At 71.0% G+C, this 23,576-nt stretch carries 18 protein-coding genes; 8 read left to right on the top strand and 10 right to left on the bottom strand.

The genetic code is table 11. From position 1 onward, the window contains the following. Nucleotides 1-86 precede the first annotated feature (86 nt). The 3 genes from glpD to glpK all read left to right on the top strand — a co-directional run bounded on the left by glpD (nucleotide 87) and on the right by glpK (nucleotide 4,255). The gene (glpD, locus tag TX83_RS06815) at nucleotides 87-1,628 is read left to right on the top strand and encodes a glycerol-3-phosphate dehydrogenase (RefSeq protein WP_064747185.1); all 1,542 of its coding nucleotides are present in this window, start codon (nucleotides 87-89) and stop codon (nucleotides 1,626-1,628) included. Nucleotides 1,629-1,907: 279 nt separating this feature from the next. Then, complete coding sequence (locus TX83_RS06810; protein WP_222423730.1) at nucleotides 1,908-2,627, top strand: MIP/aquaporin family protein; 720 nt, start codon at nucleotides 1,908-1,910, stop codon at nucleotides 2,625-2,627. Nucleotides 2,628-2,749: 122 nt separating this feature from the next. Continuing rightward, nucleotides 2,750-4,255 (top strand): glycerol kinase GlpK, encoded by a 1,506-nt coding sequence (glpK, locus tag TX83_RS06805; RefSeq protein WP_064747183.1) that lies wholly within the window; start codon nucleotides 2,750-2,752, stop codon nucleotides 4,253-4,255. Nucleotides 4,256-4,402: 147 nt separating this feature from the next. On the opposite strand, the gene TX83_RS06800 is transcribed toward glpK, so the two are convergent. Both TX83_RS06800 and TX83_RS06795 read right to left on the bottom strand, forming a co-directional pair. Continuing rightward, nucleotides 4,403-7,567 (bottom strand): efflux RND transporter permease subunit, encoded by a 3,165-nt coding sequence (locus tag TX83_RS06800; protein ID WP_064747182.1) that lies wholly within the window; start codon nucleotides 7,565-7,567, stop codon nucleotides 4,403-4,405. A 129-nt stretch (nucleotides 7,568-7,696) separates the two neighbouring features. Further along, nucleotides 7,697-8,815 (bottom strand): efflux RND transporter periplasmic adaptor subunit, encoded by a 1,119-nt coding sequence (locus TX83_RS06795; protein WP_064747181.1) that lies wholly within the window; start codon nucleotides 8,813-8,815, stop codon nucleotides 7,697-7,699. Nucleotides 8,816-8,892: 77 nt separating this feature from the next. On the opposite strand from TX83_RS06795, the gene TX83_RS06790 reads away from it, so the two are divergent. From TX83_RS06790 to TX83_RS06780, 3 genes are all read left to right on the top strand, one after another. Then, nucleotides 8,893-9,552, top strand: coding sequence for a TetR/AcrR family transcriptional regulator (locus tag TX83_RS06790; protein WP_087960680.1), 660 nt, complete (start codon nucleotides 8,893-8,895; stop codon nucleotides 9,550-9,552). 149 nt (nucleotides 9,553-9,701) lie between these two features. Continuing rightward, complete coding sequence (locus TX83_RS06785; RefSeq protein WP_425606063.1) at nucleotides 9,702-10,370, top strand: protein-L-isoaspartate O-methyltransferase family protein; 669 nt, start codon at nucleotides 9,702-9,704, stop codon at nucleotides 10,368-10,370. Between the two features lie 88 nt (nucleotides 10,371-10,458). Continuing rightward, entirely contained in the window at nucleotides 10,459-11,883 is a 1,425-nt protein-coding gene (locus tag TX83_RS06780) for a TolC family outer membrane protein (RefSeq protein WP_064747179.1), read from the top strand. 234 nt (nucleotides 11,884-12,117) lie between these two features. Here TX83_RS06780 and waaA read toward each other — a convergent pair whose 3' ends face one another. Beyond that, nucleotides 12,118-13,410, bottom strand: a complete 1,293-nt coding sequence (waaA, locus tag TX83_RS06775) for a lipid IV(A) 3-deoxy-D-manno-octulosonic acid transferase (RefSeq protein WP_064747178.1) — start codon at nucleotides 13,408-13,410, stop codon at nucleotides 12,118-12,120. 200 nt (nucleotides 13,411-13,610) lie between these two features. On the opposite strand from waaA, the gene lpxL reads away from it, so the two are divergent. Then, nucleotides 13,611-14,537: an LpxL/LpxP family Kdo(2)-lipid IV(A) lauroyl/palmitoleoyl acyltransferase gene (gene lpxL, locus TX83_RS06770; protein WP_064747177.1), complete on the top strand. Its 927-nt coding sequence runs from the start codon at nucleotides 13,611-13,613 to the stop codon at nucleotides 14,535-14,537. Nucleotides 14,538-14,610: 73 nt separating this feature from the next. Here the strand turns inward: lpxL and TX83_RS06765 are convergent, their stop codons facing one another. The 6 genes from TX83_RS06765 to TX83_RS06740 form a co-directional block, all read right to left on the bottom strand. Continuing rightward, nucleotides 14,611-15,936 carry an O-antigen ligase family protein gene (locus tag TX83_RS06765; RefSeq protein WP_064747198.1) on the bottom strand — a complete coding sequence of 442 codons (1,326 nt, stop codon included), beginning with the start codon at nucleotides 15,934-15,936 and terminating at the stop codon, nucleotides 14,611-14,613. After that, a complete protein-coding gene (locus TX83_RS06760; RefSeq protein ID WP_064747176.1) occupies nucleotides 15,917-17,059 on the bottom strand; it encodes a glycosyltransferase in 1,143 nt (380 codons plus the stop codon). Before TX83_RS06760 ends, TX83_RS06765 begins: the two co-directional genes overlap by 20 nt. 10 nt (nucleotides 17,060-17,069) lie before the next feature. Next, nucleotides 17,070-17,273, bottom strand: a complete 204-nt coding sequence (locus TX83_RS06755; protein ID WP_064747175.1) for a zinc-finger domain-containing protein — start codon at nucleotides 17,271-17,273, stop codon at nucleotides 17,070-17,072. Between the two features lie 82 nt (nucleotides 17,274-17,355). After that, entirely contained in the window at nucleotides 17,356-18,066 is a 711-nt protein-coding gene (locus TX83_RS06750) for a pirin family protein (protein ID WP_064747174.1), read from the bottom strand. Nucleotides 18,067-18,079: 13 nt separating this feature from the next. After that, entirely contained in the window at nucleotides 18,080-18,658 is a 579-nt protein-coding gene (locus TX83_RS06745) for a YceI family protein (RefSeq protein WP_064747173.1), read from the bottom strand. 73 nt (nucleotides 18,659-18,731) lie between these two features. Then, nucleotides 18,732-19,319, bottom strand: coding sequence for a malonic semialdehyde reductase (locus tag TX83_RS06740; RefSeq protein WP_064747172.1), 588 nt, complete (start codon nucleotides 19,317-19,319; stop codon nucleotides 18,732-18,734). A gap of 106 nt (nucleotides 19,320-19,425) precedes the next feature. On the opposite strand from TX83_RS06740, the gene TX83_RS06735 reads away from it, so the two are divergent. Then, nucleotides 19,426-20,409 carry a mitochondrial fission ELM1 family protein gene (locus TX83_RS06735; protein ID WP_064747171.1) on the top strand — a complete coding sequence of 328 codons (984 nt, stop codon included), beginning with the start codon at nucleotides 19,426-19,428 and terminating at the stop codon, nucleotides 20,407-20,409. A 52-nt stretch (nucleotides 20,410-20,461) separates the two neighbouring features. Here the strand turns inward: TX83_RS06735 and glnE are convergent, their stop codons facing one another. Beyond that, a complete protein-coding gene (glnE, locus tag TX83_RS06730) occupies nucleotides 20,462-23,308 on the bottom strand; it encodes a bifunctional [glutamate--ammonia ligase]-adenylyl-L-tyrosine phosphorylase/[glutamate--ammonia-ligase] adenylyltransferase (protein ID WP_064747170.1) in 2,847 nt (948 codons plus the stop codon). Between the last annotated feature and the right edge of the window lie 268 nt (nucleotides 23,309-23,576).

Below are 23,576 nucleotides of genomic sequence, written 5' to 3'. Positions count from 1 at the left end.
GGCAACAATCGCGCCACGAGCCTGTGCCATCATCCTGACGCAACCTGGGTCGGCCACGTGCGACCTGCAGACAGTCGCGGGAACGCATGACCGAAACGGACCTCAGTGTCGACCTGCTGGTGGTCGGCGGCGGCATCAACGGTGCCGCGATCGCGCGCGACGCCGCCGGCCGCGGGTGGTCGGTGCTGCTGTGCGAGCGCGACGACCTCGCCGCGCACACCTCCAGCGCCAGCACCAAGCTCATCCACGGCGGCCTGCGCTATCTGGAGCAGTACGAGTTCGCCCTGGTCGGCAAGGCCCTGGCCGAACGCAAGCGCCTGCTGCGCATGGCGCCGCACATCATCCGGCCGCTGCGCTTCGTACTGCCGCACCAGCCGCATCTGCGCCCGGCCTGGCTGATCCGCCTGGGCCTGTTCCTGTACGACCGCCTCGGCGGACGCCGCGGCCGCGGCTTGCCCGGTTCGCGCTCGGTCAACCTGCGCAAGCACATCGCCGGGCGCCCGCTGCAGGACGAATTCGTGCGCGGCTTCGTCTATTCCGACGCCTGGGTCATGGATGCGCGCCTGGTCGTGCTCAACGCGATGGACGCCGCCGAGCGCGGCGCCGACGTCCTGACCCGCACCGCCTGCGTCGCCGCGCAGCGCGAACGCGACGGCTGGCGGGTGCGCCTGCGCGGCCCCGGCGGCCGGGCCCGCGACGTGCGCGCGCGCGTGCTGGTCAATGCCGCCGGCCCCTGGGCGGCGCGCTTCCTCGACGAGGTCGCGCGGCTGCCGCATGCGCGCCGGCTGCGCCTGATCAAGGGCAGCCACATCGTCGTGCCGAGGCTGTTCGATCACGACCATGCCTACATCTTCCAGCAACCCGACCGGCGCATCGTGTTCGCGATCCCCTTCGAACAGGCCTACACCCTGATCGGCACCACCGATGTCGACTACCGCGACGATCCCGCCGCGCCGCGCATCGACGAAGCCGAAACCGCCTACCTGTGCGAAGCCGCTTCGCGCTATTTCAAGCGGCCGATACGCCCGCACGACGTGGTCTGGAGCTACAGCGGCGTGCGGCCGCTGCTCGACGACGACAACGACCGGGCTTCGCAGATCACCCGCGACTACCTGCTCGATCTGGATCGCGGCGGCGCGCCGCTGCTGAACGTGTTCGGCGGCAAGCTGACCACCGCGCGCAAGCTGGCCGAAGAAGCTTGCGACCGGCTCGCCGACGATCTCGGCGCGGCGCGCCCGGCCTGGACCGGCGATGCGCCGCTGCCCGGCGGCGACCTGCCCGGAGCCGACTTCGACGCCTTCCACGAAGATTTCAGCCTGCGCCGGCCGTGGCTGCCGGACGCGCTGGCGCTGCGCCTGTGCCGCAGCTACGGCAGCCGCGCCTTGCGTGTGCTGGAGAACTGCGCGCGCCTGGACGACCTGGGCGACTGCTTCGGCGCCGATCTGTACGCGGTCGAAGTCGACTATCTGGTCGATTACGAATGGGCGCGCACCGCCGAGGACATCCTGTGGCGGCGCTCCAAGCTCGGCCTGCGCATCGACGCCGCGGGCGTGGAACAGTTGCAGGGCTATGTGGCGCGGCGCGTGGCCGGCCGGGCGGATGCGCAGGCGCAGGTGGGGTTCGCATGAATCCTCGTGCGCCCGCATGCGGTGCATGCGCGAGCGACGTCATCGTCGTGCCGGCACGGCCGCGCCGCCGCCCGGGTTCGGGCCGGCCCGGATCTCCTCGTCCCTTTGCATCGTCGTCCCCGCGAACGCGGGGGTCCAGGGCTTCACCGCACCAGGCACCGAAGCCTCCGGTGTCCCGCCTTCGCGGGAATGACGGCAGAACGGCGTCCCCGGCCTGACAGCCGCCTCGCAAGATCCGCCAAACCCGCACCGCTCGCGTCCCCCAGGAGATCCATCGCGATGCCCACCCCGATGTCGCAATACCTCAGCGAATTCGTCGCCACCGGCATCCTGATCCTGCTCGGCAACGGCGTGGTCGCCGGCGCGCTGTTGAACCGCTCCAAGGCGCAGGGCGCCGGCTGGGGCGTGATCACCGCGGCCTGGGGCCTGGCGGTGCTGATCGGCATCTTCATCGCCGGTCCGACCAGCGGCGCGATCATGAATCCCGCCCTGACCCTGGCCCTGGCCGCGATCGGCAAGCTGTCCTGGTCGCTGGTCCCCGGCTTCGTCGCCGCCCAGCTCGCCGGCGCCTTCGCCGGCGCGGTGCTGGTGTGGCTGAGCTATCTCGCCCATTGGCGGCTCAGCGACGATCCCGCGGCCAAGCTGGCGATCTTCTGCACCGCACCCGCCGTGCGCGACACTCGCGCCAACCTGCTGACCGAAGCCATCGGCACCTTCGTGCTGACCTTCGCCGCGCTCGCCATCGGCGCCAACAGCCTCGCCCCCGGCCTGGGCCCGTTCGGCGTCGGCCTGTTGGTGGTGGTGATCGGCATGTCGCTCGGCGGCCCGACCGGTTACGCGATCAACCCCGCTCGCGATCTCGGCCCGCGTCTGGCCCATGCGCTGCTGCCGATCGCCGGCAAAGGCGGCTCGGACTGGGGCTATGCCTGGGTACCGGTGGTCGCGCCGGTGGTCGGCGCGGTGGCGGGAGCGTTCGCGTTTCAGGCTGTGTATGGATGAGAAGCGGGCATGGGGAGTCGCAAGGCGTTGCGTCGCTGAATCGTTCCGACTCCCTCACTCGATTCCCTCTCTCGACTCTCGACTCTCGATTTCCGACTCCCGACCTCCGCACGAGTACCCCTATGGATAAGCCCTACATCCTGGCCATCGACCAAGGCACGACCAGCTCGCGCGCGATCCTGTTCGATCGCCAGGGCGCGGTGGTCGGCATCGCCCAACGCGAGTTCGAGCAGATCTTCCCGCGCCCGGGCTGGGTCGAGCACGATCCGCGCGAGATCCTCGCCAGCGTGCAGACCACCGCGATCGAGGTCATGACCAAGGCCCAGGTCGGCCCCGAGCAGATCGCCGGCATCGGCATCACCAATCAGCGCGAGACCACCGTGGTGTGGGACCGCCACACCGGCCAGGCGGTGCACAACGCCATCGTCTGGCAGTCGCGGCAGACCGCGGCGATTTGCGACCGGCTCAAGGCCGAGGGCTACGAGCCGCTGGTGCGCGAACGCACCGGCCTGTTGATCGACGCCTATTTCTCCGGCACCAAGGTCAAGTGGATTCTCGACAACGTCGAGGGCGCGCGCGAGCGCGCCGAGCGCGGCGATCTGCTGTTCGGCACCATCGACACCTGGCTGATCTGGAACCTGTCGGAGAACCGCGCCCACGTCACCGACTACAGCAATGCCTCGCGCACGCTGATGTACGACATCCACAAGCGCCAGTGGTGTCCGGAACTGCTGAAGATGCTCGACGTACCGGCCTCGATGCTGCCGGAAGTGCGCTCCAGCAGCGAGGTCTACGCCCATACCGGCGCGCGCCACTTCTTCAACAACTCGGTGCCGATCTGCGGCGTCGCCGGCGACCAGCAGGCGGCGCTGTTCGGCCAGGCCTGCTTCGCCCCGGGCATGGCCAAGAACACCTACGGCACCGGCTGCTTCCTGCTGATGAACACCGGCGAGAAAGCGGTGCGTTCGGACAACGGCCTGCTCACCACCATCGCCTGGGGCATCGACGGCCAGGTCGAGTACGCGCTGGAAGGCAGCATCTTCGTCGCCGGCTCGGCGGTGCAGTGGCTGCGCGACGGCCTGCGCCTGTTCGGCAAGGCCGGCGACTCGCAGGCCTACGCCGACCGCGCGCGCTCCACCGACGGGGTCTATTTCGTGCCGGCCTTCGTCGGCCTCGGCGCGCCGTACTGGCGCAGCGACGTGCGCGGCGCCATGTTCGGCCTGACCCGCGGCACCAGCAAGGAGCACTTCGTGCGCTCGGTGCTGGAATCGCTGGCCTACCAGACCCGCGACGTGCTCGAAGCGATGCAGGCCGATTCGGGCATCCGGCTGACTTCGCTGCGCGCCGACGGCGGCGCGATCGGCAACGATTTCACCGCCCAGTTCCAGGCCGACATCCTCGACGTGCCGCTGAAGCGGCCGCGGGTCAACGAAACCACCGCGCTCGGGGCGGCCTATCTGGCCGGGTTGGCGGTCGGCTTCTGGAACAGCCGGGAGCAGATCGCGCAGCAGTGGCAGGTCGAACGCAGCTTCGAGCCGCAGATGAGCGGCGCCGAGCGCGAGAAGTTGTATGCCGGGTGGAAACGGGCGATCGAGGCGACACTGGCGTTCAGCGTCGAGCACGCTTAGGCCTGGCGGGCTCACCCCAACCCCTCTCCCGCAGTGGGAGAGGGCCGGGGGTGAGGGCGCGCGACAGCGCGAAATCCGCAACGCCATCCGCGGCAACACGCTCCCCGCCTTTTGTCGCAAGCGGGGAAAACACCACTACCGCCGCGCTCAAGCCTCCGCCGGCACCTTGACCTTGAACCAGGCCGCGTACAGCGCCGGCAGGAACAGCAGGGTCAACAGCGTCGCGACCAGCAGGCCGCCCATGATCGCCACCGCCATCGGCCCGAAGAAGGCGCTGCGCGACAGCGGAATCATCGCCAAGATCGCCGCCAGCGCGGTCAGCACGATCGGCCGGAAGCGGCGCACGGTCGCGTCTACTATCGCCTTCCACGGTTCGTGGCCCTCGCTGCGGTCCTGTTCGATCTGATCGACCAGGATCACCGAGTTGCGCATGATCATGCCGGCCAGGGCGATCGTGCCGAGCATGGCGACGAAGCCGAACGGCACCCGGAACACCAGCAGGAACAAGGTCACGCCGATCAGGCCCAGCGGCGCGGTCAGCAGTACCATGAAGCTGCGCGAGAAGCTGCGCAGCTGCAGCATCAGCAGGGTGAACACCGCGAACAGGAACAGCGGCATGCCGGCGTTGATCGACTTCTGCCCGCGCGCGGAGTCCTCGACGCTGCCGCCGATGTCGATCGAGTAGCCGTACGGCAGCTGCGCGCGCAACCCGTCCAGGGTCGGCGAGATCTGCGCCATTGCGCTGGACGGCTGGGTACCGTCGTAGATGTCGGCGCGCACGGTCATGGTCGGCAGGCGATCGCGGTGCCAGATGATGCCTTCCTCGAAGCCGTAATCCAGGGTCGCGACCTGGGTCAGCGGCACGCTGCGGCCGTTGCTCGTCGGCACCATCAGGCTGCCGAGCATGTCCAGCTGCAAGCGCTCCTGTTCGGGACCGCGCAGCAGCATCTCGATCAGTTCGTTGCTCTCGCGGTAGGTGCTGATGTGCGAGCCCGACAGCGAACTGGACAGGAACTGCGACAGCTGCGCCGAGCTGATGCCGAGCGCACGCGCGCGCTCCTGGTCGACCTGCAGGCGCACGACCTTGTTCGGCTCGTCCCAATCCAGGTTGACGTTGGCCACGTGCGGGTTGGCGCGGATCTTCTCGCGCACCTGGTAGGCGATCTTGCGCACCTGGTCGATGTGCTCGCCGGAAACGCGGAACTGCACCGGGTAGCCGACCGGCGGGCCGTTCTCCAGCCGGGTCACGCGCAACTGCAGCTCGGGGAAGCGCGGCGCCACGTCCTCGATGACCCACTTGCGCAGGGTTTCGCGCGCTTCCAGGTCCTTGGGCATCAGCACGAACTGGGCGAAGTTGGCCGCCGGCAGCTGCTGGTCCAGCGGCAGGTAGAAGCGCGGCGAACCGGTTCCGACATAAGCCACGTAGTTGGACAGATCCTTGCGCTGCTTGAGCATGGCTTCCAGGCGCTGGGCCTGGACGGCGGTCCGGCGCAGCGAGCTGCCTTCGGCCAGCTCCATGTCGACCATCAGCTCGGGGCGCACCGAGTCGGGGAAGAACTGCTGCGGCACGAAGCGGAACATGAAGATCGAGCCGATGAAGGCGGCGATGGTGATCGCGATGACCAGCCAGCGCCGGCGCACGCACCAGGTCACCCAGCGGCGGAAGCTCACGTAGAACTTGGACTCGTAGGGGTCGTGGACGTGGCCGTCGATCGGCGGCTTGGGCGCCAGCACGCTGGCGAACATCGGCAGGCGCCGCGCCAGCGCGCTGCGCGCGTCGCGCCAGCGCGCGGCCGGCGAACCCGGCTTGGGCGGCGCCGCGGCGTGGCCGTAGTCCGGCAGCAGCTTGTCGCCGAGGAAGGGGATGAAGGCCACCGCGGCGATCCACGACACCAACAGGGCGATGGTCACCACCTGGAACAGCGAACGGGTGTACTCGCCGGTGCTCGAGGCCGCCGTCGCGATCGGCAGGAAGCCGGCGGCGGTGATCAGGGTGCCGGTCAGCATCGGGAAGGCGGTGCTGTCCCAGGCGAAAGCGGCCGCGCGCAGGCGGTCGAAGCCCTGCTCCATTTTGATCGCCATCATTTCCACGGCGATGATCGCGTCGTCGACCAGCAGTCCCAGCGCCAGCACCAGCGCGCCGAGCGAGATCTTGTGCAGGCCGACGCCGAAGAAGTCCATCACCGCGAAGGTCATCGCCAGCACCAGCGGGATCGACAGCGCGACCACCAGGCCGGTGCGCAGGCCGAGCGAGAAGAAGCTGACCAGCAGCACGATCGCGACCGCCTCGGCGAGCACGCGCACGAACTCGCCGACCGATTCCTCGACCGCGGCCGGCTGGTCGGCAACCTTGCGCAGTTGCATGCCCGCCGGCAAGGTCTTCTGCAGGCGCGCGAACTCGCCTTCCAGGGTCTTGCCGAGCTTGAGGATGTCGCCGCCCTGCTTCATCGACACGCCGATGCCGATCGCGTCCTCGCCCATGAAGCGCATGCGCGGCTGCGGCGGATCGGAGAAGCCGCGCCGCACCTCGGCCACGTCGCCGAGGCGGAAGGTGCGGTCGCCGACCCGAATCGGGAAGTCGCGGATCTGCTCGACCGAGGTGAACTGGCCGCCGACGCGGATCGGCACGCGGCTGGTCGGAGTCTCGAAGAAACCCGCCGAGACCAGCGCGTTCTGCTGGTTCAGCGCGTCCTGCACCGCCTGCGCCGGGACGCCGAGGGTGGACAGTTTCACGTTCGACAGCTCGACCCAGATCTTTTCGTCCTGGACCCCGAACAGCTCGATCTTGCCCACGTCGGTCTGGCTCTGCAGCGCCAGCTGCACGCGCTCGGCGTAGTCCTTGAGCACGGCGTAGTCGAAGCCGGGCCCGGTCAGGGCGTAGATGTTGCCGAAGGTGTCGCCGAACTCGTCGTTGAAGAACGGGCCGATCGCGTCGCTGGGCAAGGTCGGGCGGATGTCGCCGATCTTCTTGCGCACCTGGTACCACAGCGGCGGGATGTCCTTGGAGCGCATCGCGTCGCCGGCGACGAACATCACCTGCGATTCGCCGGCGCGCGAGTACGAGCGGATGTACTCGTACTGGCCGGTTTCCATCAGCTTCTTCTCGATCCGCTCGGTGACCTGGCGCGAGACTTCCTCGGCGGTGGCGCCGGGCCACAGCGTGCGCACCACCATGACCTTGAAGGTGAAGGCCGGATCTTCGCTGCGCCCCAGGCGCAGGTAGGACATGGCGCCGGCGATCGCCAGCACCAGCATCGCGTAGATGATCAGGCTGCGATGGCGCAGCGCCCACTCGGAGAGGTTGAAACGCATACGCTGGGCTCGCTTCGTTCGACGGCCGCCGCGCGGGACGCGGCGGCGGGATCTGGAGGGCGCCGGCGGACCGGCGCGCGAGAAAGTCGCGCGGTCGCTATCGCGGCGCCTGGAGGCGCCGCGACGCGCTCAGCGCGCGACCGGGTGGTTGTCGCGGTCGACCGGCTGCACTTTCTGGCCGTCGCGCAGCAGATGGCCGCCGGCGGCGACCACCCAGTCCTGCGCGCCCAGGCCCGACAGCACCGGCACGCTCTGCGCGCCGTAAGGGCCGGTGTGGATCGGCTTGAGCTTGACCGTGCCGCTGCGCGGGTCGGCGACGAACACCGCGCTGCCGCCGGCGGCGGTGCGTTGCAGCGCCGAGAGCGGCACGCTGAGGCCGGCCGAAGCGGCGCTGGGCAGATAGATGCGCGCGCTCTGGCCGAGTTCGAGCGTGCCGGCGGGCGCATCGACGCTGACCCGCGCCGCATAGGTGCGCGAGGCCGGGTCGGCCGCCGGCGCGACTTCGCGCACCCGCGCCGGCCAACGCTTGCCGGGTTGCGACCACAGTTCGACCAGGACGTCCTGGCCGGGCTTGAAGGTGGCGATCGCGCCTTCCGGCACCGCGAAGGCGACTTCGCGCACGCCGTCGGCGGCGAGCGCGAACACCTGCTGGCCGGCGGCCACGACCTGGCCGGCCTCGGCGCTGCGCGAGGCGATCACGCCGGCGCTGGGCGCGCGCAGATGGGTGTAGGCGGACTGGTTGCGGGCGACGTCGAGATTGGCGCGGGCGGCGTTGACCTGGCCCTGCGCGGCCTTCGCCGCCGCGTCCTGGGCGTCCATCGCCGAGCGGCTGACCAGTTGGTCCTTGGCCAGCTGCGCGTAGCGCACCTGATCGGCGCGGGCGCGGCCGTAATCGGCTTCGGCCGCGGCCAATTGGGCCTGGGCGGCGCGCGCCTGGGCCTCGAGATCGCCGGCATCGAGCACCGCCAGCACCTGGCCGGCGGCGACGTGGGCGCCGACATCGACCTTGCGCTCGATCAGCTTGCCGCCGACCCGGAACGACAGCGGGCTTTCCTCGCGGGCGCGCACTTCGCCGGCGAAGGCCGAGACGCCGTTCGCGGCGGCGCCCGGACGGGTCACCAACACCGGACGCGCGGTTTCGGCCTGCGGCGCGGCCTTGCTGCAGGCCGTCAGGGACAGCGTCGCGGCCAGGGCCGCGCCGAGCAGCGCCGGGGCGGCGGGCTTGGCGGAAAAAATCCGGTGACGCATTGCGGTGAGCCTCATCGGGAATTAATGTACTAGCCAGTACTGTATAAATAACAAACCCGATAGTCCAGTATTTAAGCATGATGTCGCCCCGCCCCTCCAGCCCCACCCCCGAGCCGGCCAAGCCGGCCGGCCCCGGCCGCCCGAAGGACCTGAGCAAGCGCAACGCGATCCTGGAAGCGGCCAAGCGGCTGTTCCTCGGCCAGGGCTTCGACGGCGTGAGCATGGACCAGATCGCCGCCGAAGCCGGGGTCTCGAAGCTGACCGTCTACAGCCATTTCGGCGACAAAGACAGCCTGTTCGCAGCCGCGGTGCAGGCCTACTGCCAGCAGCACCTGCCCTCGCCGATGTTCGCCCCGGAGCCGGCCGCCCCCCTGCGCGAGCGCCTGCTGGCGATCGCGACCGCCTTCTACGAGATGATCAGCTCGCCCGAGGCCATCCAGATCCACCGCCTGCTGTGCTCGCCCCAGGTGGCCCAGTCGCCGCTGTCGAGAATGTTCTGGGAGGCCGGCCCGCAGCGCCTGCACGATGAGTTCGGCGCCCTGCTGCAGCGCCGGGTCGAGGCCGGCGAGCTGGACATCGACGAGGTGACGCGGGCCGCGCCGCAGTTTTTCTGCCTGGCCAAGGGCGAGCCGCATGCGCTGCTGATGTTCGGTTGCGGCGCGCCGGCCCCGGACGAGGTGCGGGCCCATCTGGAGGCCACCGTCGACCTGTTCCTGCGCGCCTATGGCCGGCGCTAGCGGCTCGCGCCGCAGGCCATACGGTGCCGTGAGTTCTGGTGACTTTCGGCACTAAGCCCCGGCAGGGGCGTGGTTAATTCTTTTTCCGCCGGGGTGCGCGCGGTCCCGGTAGAATTCGCGATTCCCCGCGCTACATGAAGACCGCTCCCATGACTACGCTCGATTACGCCAAGGCTCGTGAACTGATGGTCGAACAACAAGTTCGGCCGTGGGACGTGCTCGACCCGCGCGTGCTCGATGTGCTGGCCGGTTTGCCGCGTGAGGCGTTCGTCGCCGAAGCGCACCGCAACCTGGCCTACACCGACATCGCCCTGCCGCTGGCGCACGGCGAATTCATGCTCAAGCCGGTGCTCGAAGGCCGCGCCCTGCAGGCGCTGGAACTCGACCCGACCGACGATGTGCTGGAAATCGGCACCGGCAGCGGCTTCCTCAGCGCCTGCCTGGGCCGCCTGGCGCGCGAGGTGGTCAGCCTGGAAATCCACGCCGACCTCGCCGCGACCGCGCGCGAGCGCCTGGCCGCGCAGTCGATCCTCAACGTGCAGGTGGTCGACGCGGACGTGTTCTCCTACCGCACCGACCGTCGCTTCAACGCCATCTGCGTGACCGGCGCGGTCGCCGAATTGCCGGCGCAGTGGCTGCAATGGCTGCAGCCGGGCGGCCGCCTGTTCGTGGTCCGCGGCCGCTCGCCGGCCATGGAAGCGATCCGCGTCACCGCCGGCGAGCGCAACGAAGTCAACGCTTCGCGCATCCAATCGTTGTTCGAAACCGATTTGCCCTACCTCGTCGGCGCCGCGCCCGCGCCCGCCTTCGAGTTCTGACCGTCCTGTCAGTTCCACGTCAGTCCCCCGTAAGAACCCGCGTGCCAGCATGCGGGTTCCCAAAAACAAGCAAGCTCAAGGAAGCCGCATGGGAAGCCGCACGATCCGCCGTCCGCTCGTTCTCGCCCTGGCCCTGAGCCTGTTGCCGACCCTGGCGTCGGCCGAGGACCTGTTGCAGACCTACGAACTGGCGCGCCAGGGCGACCCGCAGCTGTCGGCCGCGCAAGCCAATCGCCTGGCGACCAAGGAAGACCGCATCCAGGCCCGCGCCGCGCTGCTGCCGTCGCTGTCCGGCAGCGTGAGCTTGAACCGCAGCCGCAGCACCAGCCAGGGCGGCAGCGGCAGCGACGACGGCAGCGACCTGCCGGCCGGCGCGATGTTCAAGTCCGAAAGCACCAATCGCCGGTCCGGCCTGACCGCGAGCCAGATGCTGTACAACCGCGCCAGCATCAAGACGTACCAGGGCCAGAACGTGCTCAGCGAGGCCAGCGACTTCACTCTGGAGTCGGCCAACCAGGAGCTGATCACCCGCACCTCGGCGGCCTACTTCGACGTGCTGGTCAAGCTCGAGAACCTGGCCGCCGCCGAAGCCGCCGAAACCGCGCTGCAAAAGCAGTTCGACTACGCGTCCAAGCGTCTGGAAGTCGGCCTGGCGCCGATCACCGACGTGCACGAAGCGCGCGCGCAGTACGACAGCGCGCGCGCCGGCACCATCACCGCGCGCAATCAGGTCGAAGACGCCTATCAGGCGCTGAGCCAGATCACCGGCCAGCCGGTGCGCACGCTCAAGGCGCTGCCGGCCGATTTCAAGCCGGCGCTGCCGGAATCGCGCGACGTCGAGAGCTGGGTCGACAACGCGGTGCAGAACAACCCCGCGCTGCACGCGCAGGAACTGCAGGTGCGCGCCTCCGAGATCGGCGTGGAAACCGCGCGCGCCGGCCACTGGCCGACCCTGAGCCTCACCGGCGGTTACAGCGACAGCGCCACCTGGGGCGACCGCACCTTCATGGGCGCCACCCGCGATGCGCCGGGCAACTCCAGCTACGGGCCGAGCATCGGCGTCGAGCTGTCGATCCCGATCTTCGCCGGCGGCCGCATCCAGTCCGGCGTGCGCCAGGCGCTGGCGCGCCGCGATGCGGCCCAGGACGAACTGGAACGGCAGAAGCGCCAGTTGGTGCGCACTACCCGCAACGCCTACCAGACCCTGGTCGCCGGCATCAGCGAAGTCGAAGCGCGGCGCCTGGCCCTGGTTTCGGCGCAGGCCGCGTACGACGCTTCGCAGGTCGGCCTGGAAGTCGGCACCCGCACCGTGCTGGACGTGCTCAACAACCAGCGCACCCTGCTGCAGGCGCAGCAGGCCTACGCCACCGCCAAGTACAACTACCTGCAGAACCGCCTGCTGCTGGAACAGGCCGCCGGTTCGCTCGACGTGGGCGACGTGCAGGAAATCAACCGTCTGCTGACCGCCGACGCCGCGACCAACCTCGCGCCGCCGCCGAGCGGGATGCAGTAAGCCCCGCGCCAGCAGCGCGATACCGAAAAACCGCCGGCATTGCCAGCGGTTTTTCATGCCCGGGCCTCGCCTATGTAGGAGCGGCGTAAGCCGCGACTGCCGCAGCGAGGTTCTGCGCGTCGCGTCCGAAACCCACACAGCGCCTTGTACGCAGACTGCACGGCGGCTTCGGCCACTGCGCTCTCGATCACCGCTGCGGCTGTCGCGGCTTACGCCGCTCCTGCAAGAGCGCGATCACGCCGGCGGCAGCGCCGGGCGCAGCAGGGCCATGGTGCGGGCCAACGCGCCGCGGCCGAGTTCGACCAGGTCGCGGCCGGCATCGATCATCTGCGCGCGTTCGCGCGGGTCGGCCAGCAGACGCTCCACCGCCGCTTCGACCGCGTCGGCGTCGGCGCCGATGCGCAGCGCGCCGGCCGCTTCCAGGCGCTGGGCGATCTCGACGAAGTTGTGCAGGTGCGGACCGGTCACGATCGGCGTGCCGGTGGCCGCCGGCTCGAGCAGGTTGTGGCCGCCGATCGCCTGCAGGCTGCCGCCGACGAAGGCGACGTCGGCGCAGGCGTAGAAGCTCATCAGCTCGCCGAGGGTGTCGATCACGAACACGTCGTCGCCCGGCTGCGGCCAGCGCGCGCGCGAGCGCGTCGACACCTGCCAGCCCGCGCCGCGCGCCTGCTCGGCCACCACCCGGAAGCGTTCGGGGTGGCGCGGCGCCCACAGCAGCAGCAGATCGGGAAAGCGCTCGCGCAGGCGCCGGTGCATGGCGATGGTCGCCGCCTCCTCGTCCTCGTGGGTGCTGGCGGCGATCCACACCGGCCGCTCGCCGGTGTGGCGGTGGCATTCGGCGGCGAACTCGTCCAGCGCATCGGGCACGTTGACGTCGAACTTGAGGTTGCCGGTCTCGGTGACCTGTTCCGGCCGCGCGCCGAGCTGGACGAAGCGCTCGCCGTCGGCGCGCGACTGCGCCGCGACCGTGCGCACGGTGCGCAGTGCGCGTCCGACCAGCGGCGCCAGCACGCGGTAGCCGCGCAGCGAGCGCTCGGACAGGCGCGCATTGAGGATGTAGGCGGGAATGCCGCGGTCGCGGCAGCCGAACAGCAGGTTCGGCCACAACTCGGTTTCCATGATCAGCGCTGCGCAGGGCTGATGGTGGCGCAGGAAGCGCGCGACCGCGCCGGGCAGGTCGTAAGGCAGATAGACGTGCTCGACCGAATCGCCCCAGGCCGATCGCGCCCGGTCCGAGCCGGTCGGGGTGATGGTGGTGACCAGCAGGCGCAAGTCGGGACGGCCGCGGCGCAAGGCATTCACCAGCGGGATCGCCGCATTGACCTCGCCGACCGAGACCGCGTGCAGCCACAGGGTGCGGGTCTGGGCCGGGCCGCGGTAGACCGCGTAACGCTCCAGCCAGCGCTGGAAATAGGCGGGCTGGCGAAAGCCGCGCCAGATCAGGTGGTAGACCGTGACCGGCGCCAACAGGTACAGCGCGACCGAATACAGGCCACGCAACAGGCGCTCGATCAAATCCTTCCGCATCCGCCAAGGATAAAGGCTGGCGAGGTGATTCGGTCGTGCAGGCCGCTGCGGACGCCGATTTCGCGCACCGTCCCGCCCGCATCGCCGGCCCGCCAGGACGGACGCGCTCGCGGAGCGATGCGCGCGCCGGCGGGCACCCGCCGCGCAACGCGAGCCCTCGGCGCACCGGCATTCACGCCCGCACCGCATAAACTATCGCCATGGCCGATACCGCCCTGCCCCCGCGTCCGTCCCTGCTTTCGCCGCGCCTGTGGCCGATGTGGCTGGCCCTGGCCGGCATGTGCCTGGGCGCGCGCCTGCCGTGGGGCCTGCAACGCCTGCTCGGCGGCTGGATCGGTGCGTTCGCCCTGCGCGCGGCGGGCACCCGCCGACGCGCGGCTCAGATCAATCTGGCGCTGTGCTTCCCGGAAAAGAGCGAGGCCGAACGCGCCGCGCTGCTGCGCGAAAGCTTCCGCGACCTCGGCATCGGCTTCTTCGAATTCGCCCGCGCCTGGTGGGGCTCGGTCGCGCCGATGCGGCGCACGGTGCGGATCGAGGGCCTGGAGCGGCTCGACGAAGTCCGCGCCGCCGGGCGCGGCGTGCTGATGGTATCGGGCCATTTCATGACCCTGGAAATGTGCGGCCGGCTGATGTGCGAACACTTGCCGCTGGCCGGCATGTACCGCCGCCATCGCAACCCGGTCATGGAGTGGGCGGTCAAGCGCGGCCGCCTGCGCTACGCCAGCGCGATGTTCACCAACGAGGAAATCCGCCCGGCGATGCGCCACCTCAAGCAGGGCGGCTTCCTGTGGTACGCGCCCGACCAGGACATGCGCGGCAAGGACACGGTGTTCGCGCCGTTCTTCGGCGTGCAGGCCGCCACCATCACCGCCACCCACCAGTTCGCCCGCCTCAGCGGCTGCGCGGTGGTGCCGTTCTTCCACCGCCGCGAAGGCGCCGACTACGTGCTGCGCCTCGGCGCGCCGCTGGAGGAGTTTCCTTCCGCCGACGCCACCGCCGACAGCGCCCGGGTCAACGCCCAGATCGAGGCCATGGTGCGGCAGGCGCCTAGCCAATACTTGTGGATCCACCGCCGCTTCAAGCGCCGGCCGGCAGGCGAGATCTCTCCCTACAAGAAACAGAAGTAACCGGTTCGGGGCCGGAACCGGCGAAAGCCGCGCGTGCCGCCGCTGTTCGCTGTCTGCTATCGCCGACTCGCCGCTACTCGCTCCTGGGCTGAGCCAACAGGCTTCCCGCATACAACGCCGCCAACAACAGCGTCAGCCCGCCCCAGAAGGTCGAATAGAACGCCAGGTGGGTGTTGAGCGGGAACACCGTCACCAGCAAGGCCAGCATGGCCGGGCGCGCCGCCTCGCGCGCCTGCGCGTCGGCGAAGGCCCAGGCGCGCCAGGCCAGGGCGGCGCCGGCCAGCCACATCAGCAGGCCGAAGGCGCCGGTTTCGCTGAGTACTTCCAGCAGCAGCTGATGGGCGTGCAGGGCCGGGCCTTCGCCCCAGGAGGTCAGGCGACCGGGCTGCGGGTCGCAGGCCGGGAAGGCTTCGCGGAAACCGCGCGCGCCGACGCCGTTGACCGGATGCTCGCCGACCATGCACCACGCAGCGCGCCAGATCCGCGTGCGCCCGGACAAGGCGTTGTCGACGCCTTCGACGTCGGCGCTGACCACGTGCGCGGTGCGCGCCAAGCGCTCGTGCACCTGCGGCGAGACCCGGTCGAGCACGCCGATCGTCAGCACGCCGATCGCGAACACGCCGAGCAGGCGCTTCCAGCCGAGCAGGCGCCAGCCCGACAGCAGCAGCACCAGGCCGTAGGTGATCCACGAAGCGCGCGAGCCGGCCAGGACCACGACCACCCCGACCGCAGCTGCGGCCAGCAGCCAGCCGGCGCTGCCGAAGCGACGCCCGGCGGCGTAGAGCACGAACGGCGAGAAGCTGGCGATGACCTGGCCGAGCTTGAGGTTGCACGGACCGAGCACGCCGCTGAGACGGTCCGCGGCGGCGGTCTCGGCGGCGCTGCACATGCCGTGCCCGCTGATCGCCTGCTTGAGCGCGTCGATGCCGAAGAACAGCGGGCTGGTGCCGGCCACCCACTGGATCAGCGCGTCGACGGTCCAGACCGACAGGATGATCGCCAAGCCGCCGAAGGTGGTGCGGCGCCCCCGCGGCGAGGCCACGGCCGCGGCGACCAGCCACAGGAACGGCAGATAGCGCAGATCGACCGCGGCTTCGCGCAGGGCGCGGCCGGGATCGACCGCATCGATCGCCGAGACCAGCTCGGGCAGCCAATACGCGGCGAACAGCACGCTGGTCAGGGCCCAGGCCGGGTCGCTGAGCAGCCGCGCGCCGGTGTTGAACCGCGCCAGCGCCAGCTTGACCAGCGCGGTCAGCGCGCCGAGGGTCAGCACGCCCTCGGCATAGCCGGGCGCGAACAACAGCGCGACATAAGCCAGGATCCAGGCCGGCGCCCAGCGCCAGCCGACGATCGCATGGCGCGGCGCGGGCGCGCCGGGTTCAGCCGCGGTCGGCGCCATCGACGAGTTCGGCATAGACGGCAAGCGTGGCCTCCTGCATCGCCCGCAAGGAAAACGCCATCGTATCCACAGCCGGCGGCGGCTGCGTTAGCAATTCGCAAGCGGACCGATGCAGGGCGTCGGCATCGAACGGCGCGACCGCGCCGCCGGCTTGCGAACGCGCCAGCAATTCCCCGACGCCGCCGTGGTTCCAGCCCAGCACCGCGCGGCCGCAGGACCAGGCCTCGATCACAGTGCGGCCGAAGGCCTCGGGCTTGCGCGACAGTTGCAGCACCAGATCGCTGGCCGCATAGGCGCGCGCGATCGCGTCGGTCGGGGCGGTGAACGCCACCGCCTCGGCGATGCCCAGCGCCTGCGCCTGCTGCTCGAGTTCGGCGATGTAGGCCTCGCGGCCGGACTCGCGCGCGCCCGGCAGCCACAGCCGCGCGTCGCGGCCGTCGCCGCGCAGCGCGGCCAGCAAAGCCAGCGCATCGGCGTGGCCTTTCAGGCGCGTGCCGCGGCCGGGCAGCAACAGCAAGGGGCCGTCGCCGCCGAGTGCCGGATGGATCGCCGCGGCCCAGGCGCGTGCGTCCGGGTCGGGCCAGGGCGCGCGCGGAAACGCGGCCGGCTCGATGCCGCGCGGGATCGTCCGCAATCGCGCCGGGTCGGTGTCGGGATAGTGCTGCAGCACATATTCGCGCACGGTGCCGGACACGCAGATCACCCGCTCGCCGCGGGTCATCACCGCGCTGTAGCGCGAAGGCGAATTGAGCCCGTGCACGGTGGTGACGAAACGCGGCCGCGCGTCTTCGGCCAGGCCGCGCCAGGCCAGCAGGCCGACCCAGGCCGGCAGGCGCGAGCGCGCGTGCACCAGGTCGACGTTCTGCGCGGCCCACAACCGGCGCAGCGCGAAGGCATGGCGCAAGGTCGCCGGCGACTTGCGCCCGATCGCCAGCTCGACGTGTTCGCCGCCGAGCGCCAGCAGCTTCGGCACCAGCCGGCCGCCGGCGGAAACCACGATCGCGCGATGGCCGGCGCGCACCAGCGCGTCGGCGATTTCCAGGGTGGAACGTTCGACGCCGCCGGATTCCAGCGCCGGCAGCAGTTGCATCACCGTCAGCCGGCGCGGCTCCGGCGATGTCATGCGCGGACGATCAGTCGTCGACCAGGGTGAAATGCGCGCCGCAGTACGGGCACTGGCATTCGCGCTCGGCCTCGATCGGCAGGTACACGCGCGGATGCGAGTTCCACAGCGCCATCGACGGCAGCGGGCAGCTCAGCGGCAGGTCCGCCCGGGTGACGGTGTAACGCTGGTCGGCGTTGGCCTGGGTGGGATGGGCGTTGGCTGCGGTGGTCATGGGAAACGACGGGTGGCGACGCGGGGTGGGCAGTTTACCAGCGTGCGGCCCCGCGCCGCTGCACGCGGCCGGCCCGGACCGCTCAGGCCAGCGGCGGCAGGTCGAACCAGAGCAGTTCGGCCGCCGTTTCGCCGCGCCCGGCCAGAGCCAGCGCGCCGGATTCGCCGTGCAGGCCGAGGGCGTCGCCGGCCTCGAGCCGGCGCCCGTTGGCCTCGACCTGGCCGCGCACCACCTGCAGCCAATAGCTGCGGCCGGGGGCGAGCGGGCAGTCGGCACGGCCGTCGCGGCCCAGACGCAGCGAGTACAGGCGCAGGTCCTGGCGCACCGGCAGGCCGCCGTCGGCGCCGTCGCGCGAAGCCAGCAGACTCCATTCGCCCTCGCCGGCCGCGGCCGGCGTCGCGCGGACGCAGGCCGGGCGCGCATTGAGCCGGTCGGGCTGGATCCAGAACTGCAGAAAGTGCAGCGGCTGTTCGGCCGAAGCATTACGCGCGCCGTGGGCCAGGCCGTGGCCGGCGCCGATCCACTGCCATTGCCCGGCCTGCACCGCGCCGCCGCCGTCCAGTTCCGGGTGGGCCAGCGCGCCGCTCAGCACGAGGCTGAGAATGTCCATGTTGGCGTAGCGGTGCGGTTCGAAGCCCGCGTCGGGACCGACGCGGGCTTCGTGCACCACTCGCAACGCACCGAAGCCCATCCAGGCCGGGTCGTAGTAACCGCCGAAGGAAAACGCGTGGCGGCTCTCGCACTGGTCCGCCTGCAGCAGACCGCGGGCGGCGGATGGACGTTCGATGATCATGCCGCGCAGTTTATTACTGCTTCGGCACCAGCGCTTCGGTGGTGATGCGGATGCTGACTTCGTCGCTGACGTTCGGCGCGTACTTGCCGAGGCCGAAGTCGCTGCGCTTGAGGGTGGTGGTGGCGTCGAAGCCGGCCGCGGCGCGCTTGGCCATCGGCTGCTCGCCGATCTTGTTGATGGTCACGTCCAGCACCGCCGGCTTGGTCACGCCGTGCACGGTCAGCTCGCCGGTGACCTTGAGCTTCTTCTCGCCCGCGGCCTCGACCTTGGTGCTCTTGAAGGTGATGGTCGGGTACTTCTCGGCATCGAAGAAGTCGGCGCTCTTGAGGTGCTCGTCGAAGTCCGGCACGTGCGAGTTCAGGCCGTCCAGCGGGATGGTCACCTGCACCGAGGACGCGGCCGGCTTGGCCGGATCGTAGGTGATGCTGCCGTCGACCTTGCCGAAATGGGCGACCGGGTGGGAGAAGCCGAAATGGCTCCAGCCGGCGACGACGTCGGTGTGGTTGGGGTCGATCTTGTAGGTCAGCGGGGCGGCGACGGCGGCGCCGGCGAAAGCGAAGCCAAGGACGGCGGCGAGCAGGATGCGCTTCATGGGTGGTCTCCTCGAAACGGCGGACAGGAAGGAACGGCGGGGGAACGGCGGGAAAAACAGCGGCGGAACGGCCTCAGTCGATGCGCGCGGCTTCGTCGAAGGGCAGGCGCGGCGAACGCGGGAACAGCTTCTCCGGTTGGCCGACGCCGAGGTTGATCAGGAAGTTGGACTTGATCTGGGTGCCGGCGAAGAAGGCCTCGTCGACCTTGGCATTGTCGAAACCCGACATCGGGCCGGTGTCCAGGCCCAGCGCGCGCGCGGCCAGGATCAGGTAGGCGCCCTGCAGGCTGCCGTTGCGGAACGCGGTGGTGCGGATCGACTCGTCGTTGCCGGCGAACCAGCTGCGCGCGTCGGCATGCGGGAACAGGTAGGGCAGCTTTTCGTAGAACTCCAGGTCGTGGCCGACGATGACCGTGACCGGCGCGGCCAGGGTCTTGGCCAGGTTGCCCTCGGACAGGGCCGGGCGCAGCTTCTCCTTGGCCTGCGCCGACTTGACGAACACGAACCGCGCCGGCGACCCGTTGGCGCTGGTCGGCGCCCACTTCACCAGGTCGTAGAGCTGGCGCAGGGTCTCATCGCTGACCTCGCCGCCGAGCTCGTTATGGGTACGGGCGGTGCGGAACAGCTGATCGAGCGCGTCGTCGGTCAAGATCCGGGACATCGTTTTCTCCGTGAGGCTGCCAGGCTCGGCATGTGATCGGGAGGGGAAGTGTAGAGTCTCGATCCGACCGCAGAACCGACACCTTCGGAACGGATTAACTGCAACCGTGCAACAAAACGGCTTTCCTGCGAAAACTAGCTCCACTGCTGCAACTTGGGTCCTGACCGACGGCCGCGCCGGCAATCAGCGCCAGGCCAACGCCCTGGCCCTGGCCCTGGGCCGCGCCGCAGCCGACTGGACCCTGAGCCCGCGCGTGCCCTGGCGCTGGCTGGCGCCGCGGCGCCTGCCCGGCGCGCAACAGGCCTTCGGCCCGGCCTTCGCCCAGGCGCTGGCGGCCCCGCCGCGCCTGGCGATCGGCTGCGGCCGCCAAGCCGCGCTGGCGACCCGGCTGCTGCGCAGCGCTCACTGCGCCGCGGTGCAGATTCTCGATCCGCGACTGGACCCGCAGTTCTGGGATCTGGTGGTCGCGCCCGAACACGACGGTCTGCGCGGGGCCAACGTGGTAACCCTGCTGGGCAGCCTGAACCCGGTCGACGACCTGTGGCTGGCCGGCGCGCGCAAGACCTTCCCCGCCTTCGGCGCCCTGCCCGGGCCGCGCACCGCGCTGCTGCTCGGCGGCTCCAGCGCCCACGCCGATTTCGACCAGGACGCCTTCGACGACCTCGCCGGGCAGTTGCAGGCGGTGCTCGAACGCGAGGGCGGCAGTCTGCTGGCGACCACCTCGCGGCGCACCCCGGCGCCGGTGCGCGCACGCCTGCGCGAACGCCTGGCGCGGCTGCCGCGGGTGTCCTGGTACGAACCCGGCGAAGGCGCCAACCCTTATCCGGGCCTGCTCGGCTGGGCCGACCGCATCGTCTGCACCGCCGACTCGGTCAACATGCTGTCGGAAGCCGCGGCCACGCATGCGCCGGTATTCGCTTACGGCGTCGACCGCATCGACGGCCGGCCGCGCCGTTTCGTCGACAGCCTGCTCGGCCTGGGTCGAGTGCGGCCGTTCGACGCCTCGCTGCGCAGCTGGCCGGTGACGCCGCTGCGCGAGACCGCGCGGGTCGCGGCCGAAGTGCGGCGCCGGCTGCAACTGCCGGACTGAGCGCGGCGCGCGGCGACGCGCTCTCGGCCGCGCCGGCCTGGCGCCGGCGCCGCTACGGCGCTGCGGCGCGCAGCCCCTGCTCGCGCATGGCCGCATCGATCGCCGCGCGCGCGGCGCGGATCGCCTCGGTCTGCGCGACCCGGCGCGGGCGCCGGTCGAGGGTGCATTCCAGTCCCGCCGCGAGCAGCACCGCATGCGCCGCCGCCAGGGCCTGCGCCTGCGCGGGCGGCAGCCCGTCGGCGCGGCACGCGGCCGCGATCAGCCCGGGCGTGTCGCGCGGCCGCAGCAAGGCCGGCGCGCGCGCGCTATCGCCCAGCACCCGGTACTGGAGCAGGAACTCCAGATCGACCAGGCCGCCCTCGCCCTGCTTGAGGTCGAAATGCGCGGCGTCGCTGCGGTCGAGCTCGGCGCGCATGCGCGCGCGCATCGCCGCGACCTCCTCGCGCAGCTTGGCCGGATCGCGCGGGCGCGCCAGTGCTTGCGCGCGCACCGCCTCGAAGCGCTCGCCCAGGCCGGCGTCGCCGGCGACGAAGCGCGCCCGCACCAGGGCCTGATGCTCCCAGGTCCAGGCGCGTTCGAACTGATACTCGGAAAAGCTCGCCAGCGACGACACCAGCAGGCCCTTGGCGCCGTCCGGGCGCAGCCGCACGTCGACGTCGAACAGGCGACCGGCCGCGGTCACCGCACCGAGCAGGGCGACGATCTTCTGCGCCAGCCGCGCGAACCAGCGCGGCGCGTCCAGCGCGCGCGCGCCGTCCGACCAGGCGCCGCCTTCGACCGGCGGCGCGTCGTACAGGAACACCAGGTCCAGGTCGGAACCGAAGCCGAGTTCCTCGCCGCCCAGGCTGCCGTAGCCGAGCACGGCGAAGCGGCCGCCGGCAATGCGCCCGTGCGCCGCGGCTATTTCGCCCTCCGCCAGGGCGAGGATGCGCATCACCACGCCGTCGGCCAGCCACGCCAGCTGGCGCGCGCTGTCCTCGGCCGACTGGCGGCCGTCGCGCAGGGCCATGGCGATGCGGAAGCTCAGCGATTGCCGCACTTCGTTGAGCGCCTGCAAGGTCGCCTCGGCGTCGTCGCCGCCGTCGACTTCGGCGCAGGCCGACAGCAACTCCTCGCGCCCCGGCAGGGGCCCGACCACGCGCGCATCGAGCAGTTCGTCGAGCAGCAGAGGATGCGAGGCCAGGCGTTCGGCCAGCAAGGCGCTGCGCGAGACCACTTCGACCAGCCGGGTCAGCGCCGCCGGTTGTTCGTCGAGCAGCGCCAGATAAGCGCTGCGGCGCAGGACGTTGTGCAGCAGCGCGAGCAAGCGCTTCAACGCGAGCATCGGTTGGCTGGAACCCGCCGCGCCGTGCAGCAGCGCCGGCAGCACCCGGTCCAGGCGCACCCGCGCCGCGTCCGACAGGCCGCGCACGCCGGGGCTGCGGGCGAAATCGCGCAGCGCCGCATCGGCGTCGGCGGCGGGTTCGAAACCTGCCTCGTCGAGCACCGCCGCCTCGCCGGCCTCCGGCAGCGCACGCCAGTACGCGGTCAACGCATCGGGCGCGGCGCGGCGACGGCGCGGCGCGAGCAGCGCGTCGAATTCGGCGGTGACGCGTTCGCGGTGATGGGCGAGCTCGGCCAACAACGCCTCCCAGTCCGGATAGTCCAGACCGGCGGCGATGCGCGCGCGGTCTTCGCCGGTCGCGGGCAAGGCGTGGGTCTGCGCGTCGCGCAGCATCTGCAGGCGATTCTCCAGGCGGCGCAGGAAGCGGTAGGCCTCGGCCAGGTCGGCGCCGGCCGCCTCGCCGATCTGGCGTTGCGCGACCAGCTCGCGCAGCGCCGGCTGCAGACGGCGCCCGCGCAGTTCCGGTTCGCGGCCGCCGCGGATCAATTGCAGCGCCTGGACCAGGAATTCGATCTCGCGGATGCCGCCCGGCCCGCGCTTGATGTCGTCGGCCAGTTCCTTGCGCGCCACTTCGGCGCTGATCGCCGCCTTCATCGTGCGCAGGCCGTCGAGCGCGCCGAAGTCCAGGTAGCGCCGGTACACGAACGGGCGCAGCGCGGCCAGGAAGCGCTCGCCCGCCTCGATGTCGCCGGCCACCGGCCGCGCCTTCTGCCAGGCGTAGCGTTCCCAGTCGCGGCCTTCGCGCTGGAAGTACTGCTCCATGGCGGTGAACGACCAAGCCACCCGGCCGGCATTGCCGTAGGGGCGCAGGCGCAGGTCGACGCGATGACAGAAGCCGTCGCCGGTGATCTCGTCGAGCAGCCGCGCCAGTTGCTGACCCAGGCGGGCGAAATAGGCCTCGGCGTCGAGCGCGCGCGCCGGGTCGCGACCGTCGAACTCGGTGCTGCCGTCGTGCTCGTAGGCGTAGACCAGATCGACGTCGGAACTGAAATTGAGTTCGCCGCCGCCGAGCTTGCCGAGGCCGAACACCACCAAACGCACCGCTTCGCCGTCGCGAGTGCGGACCGTGCCGCGCTGGCGGGCGAATTCGTCCTCCAGTGCGCGCAGGGCGGCGTCCAGGCAGCGCTCGGCCAGGGCCGTGCTGCCGGCCAGGGTGTCCTCGACCCGGTCCAGGCCCAGCGCGTCGCGCCAGATCAGCCGGGTCGATCCGGCGGCGCGATAGCGGCGCAGGCGCATGCCCCAGTCGCTGCGGTGGTCGGGCGGCAGGTCCGGCGGCGCCGGCTCGGCCGCGCCGTCGTCGGCGGCCAACGCCAGCAACAAGGCCGGCTGCCGCACCAGGGTGTCGATGGCGAAGTCGCTGACGACGGCGACCCGCGCCACCCGCGCGGCCAGCTGCGGATTCTCGAGCGCGGCGCGCGCCTCGGCGGATGCGGCGCGCAAGCGCGCCAGCGCGCGTTCGGCCAGCGGGTCGGCGGCGGCGAGGGACATGGAAACGGACGGCGGAGAAGCGGTCATGCGCCGATGATCGCATGCCGCTGCAGCGGCTCCGGCAGTGGCCGCCATGCGCGTTGCGAGGCGGCCCGCGGCGACCGCGGCCGCAACGCGCGTGCGCTGCCGCAGACGGCCCGGCCGCGTCCTTGGCGCGAACGCCGTCGCAGGTACGACGGCGCCGCTGCGCGATGCGCATGCGTCCCGCGACGCCGTCGCGCCTGCGCAACCGTCGACTCGCCGTGCGCACAGCATGCCGGCAACGCCGCGCCGGCCGCGACGACAAAAGGCCGCG

Origin of the sequence: Lysobacter antibioticus HS124, from assembly GCF_000336385.2 — a bacterium.
Classification (GTDB): Bacteria; Pseudomonadota; Gammaproteobacteria; order Xanthomonadales; family Xanthomonadaceae; genus Lysobacter; species Lysobacter firmicutimachus.
Note: the sequence above shows the minus strand (reverse complement) of the source record. Positions and strands in the feature narration are given on the sequence as shown.

What these genes read in the sequence shown, in the direction of transcription:
- lpxL (WP_064747177.1), top strand. Translation starts at nt 13,611, where the DNA reads ATGGCCGATACCGCCCTGCCCCCGCGTCCGTCCCTGCTTTCGCCGCGC.
- TX83_RS06810 (WP_222423730.1), top strand. Translation starts at nt 1,908, where the DNA reads ATGCCCACCCCGATGTCGCAATACCTCAGCGAATTCGTCGCCACCGGC.
- TX83_RS06740 (WP_064747172.1), bottom strand. Translation starts at nt 19,319, where the DNA reads ATGTCCCGGATCTTGACCGACGACGCGCTCGATCAGCTGTTCCGCACC.
- TX83_RS06760 (WP_064747176.1), bottom strand. Translation starts at nt 17,059, where the DNA reads ATGACATCGCCGGAGCCGCGCCGGCTGACGGTGATGCAACTGCTGCCG.
- TX83_RS06765 (WP_064747198.1), bottom strand. Translation starts at nt 15,936, where the DNA reads ATGGCGCCGACCGCGGCTGAACCCGGCGCGCCCGCGCCGCGCCATGCG.
- glpK (WP_064747183.1), top strand. Translation starts at nt 2,750, where the DNA reads ATGGATAAGCCCTACATCCTGGCCATCGACCAAGGCACGACCAGCTCG.
- TX83_RS06755 (WP_064747175.1), bottom strand. Translation starts at nt 17,273, where the DNA reads ATGACCACCGCAGCCAACGCCCATCCCACCCAGGCCAACGCCGACCAG.
- TX83_RS06800 (WP_064747182.1), bottom strand. Translation starts at nt 7,567, where the DNA reads ATGCGTTTCAACCTCTCCGAGTGGGCGCTGCGCCATCGCAGCCTGATC.
- TX83_RS06750 (WP_064747174.1), bottom strand. Translation starts at nt 18,066, where the DNA reads ATGATCATCGAACGTCCATCCGCCGCCCGCGGTCTGCTGCAGGCGGAC.
- TX83_RS06745 (WP_064747173.1), bottom strand. Translation starts at nt 18,658, where the DNA reads ATGAAGCGCATCCTGCTCGCCGCCGTCCTTGGCTTCGCTTTCGCCGGC.
- TX83_RS06790 (WP_087960680.1), top strand. Translation starts at nt 8,893, where the DNA reads ATGATGTCGCCCCGCCCCTCCAGCCCCACCCCCGAGCCGGCCAAGCCG.
- glpD (WP_064747185.1), top strand. Translation starts at nt 87, where the DNA reads ATGACCGAAACGGACCTCAGTGTCGACCTGCTGGTGGTCGGCGGCGGC.
- TX83_RS06795 (WP_064747181.1), bottom strand. Translation starts at nt 8,815, where the DNA reads ATGCGTCACCGGATTTTTTCCGCCAAGCCCGCCGCCCCGGCGCTGCTC.
- glnE (WP_064747170.1), bottom strand. Translation starts at nt 23,308, where the DNA reads ATGACCGCTTCTCCGCCGTCCGTTTCCATGTCCCTCGCCGCCGCCGAC.
- waaA (WP_064747178.1), bottom strand. Translation starts at nt 13,410, where the DNA reads ATGCGGAAGGATTTGATCGAGCGCCTGTTGCGTGGCCTGTATTCGGTC.
- TX83_RS06785 (WP_425606063.1), top strand. Translation starts at nt 9,702, where the DNA reads ATGACTACGCTCGATTACGCCAAGGCTCGTGAACTGATGGTCGAACAA.
- TX83_RS06780 (WP_064747179.1), top strand. Translation starts at nt 10,459, where the DNA reads ATGGGAAGCCGCACGATCCGCCGTCCGCTCGTTCTCGCCCTGGCCCTG.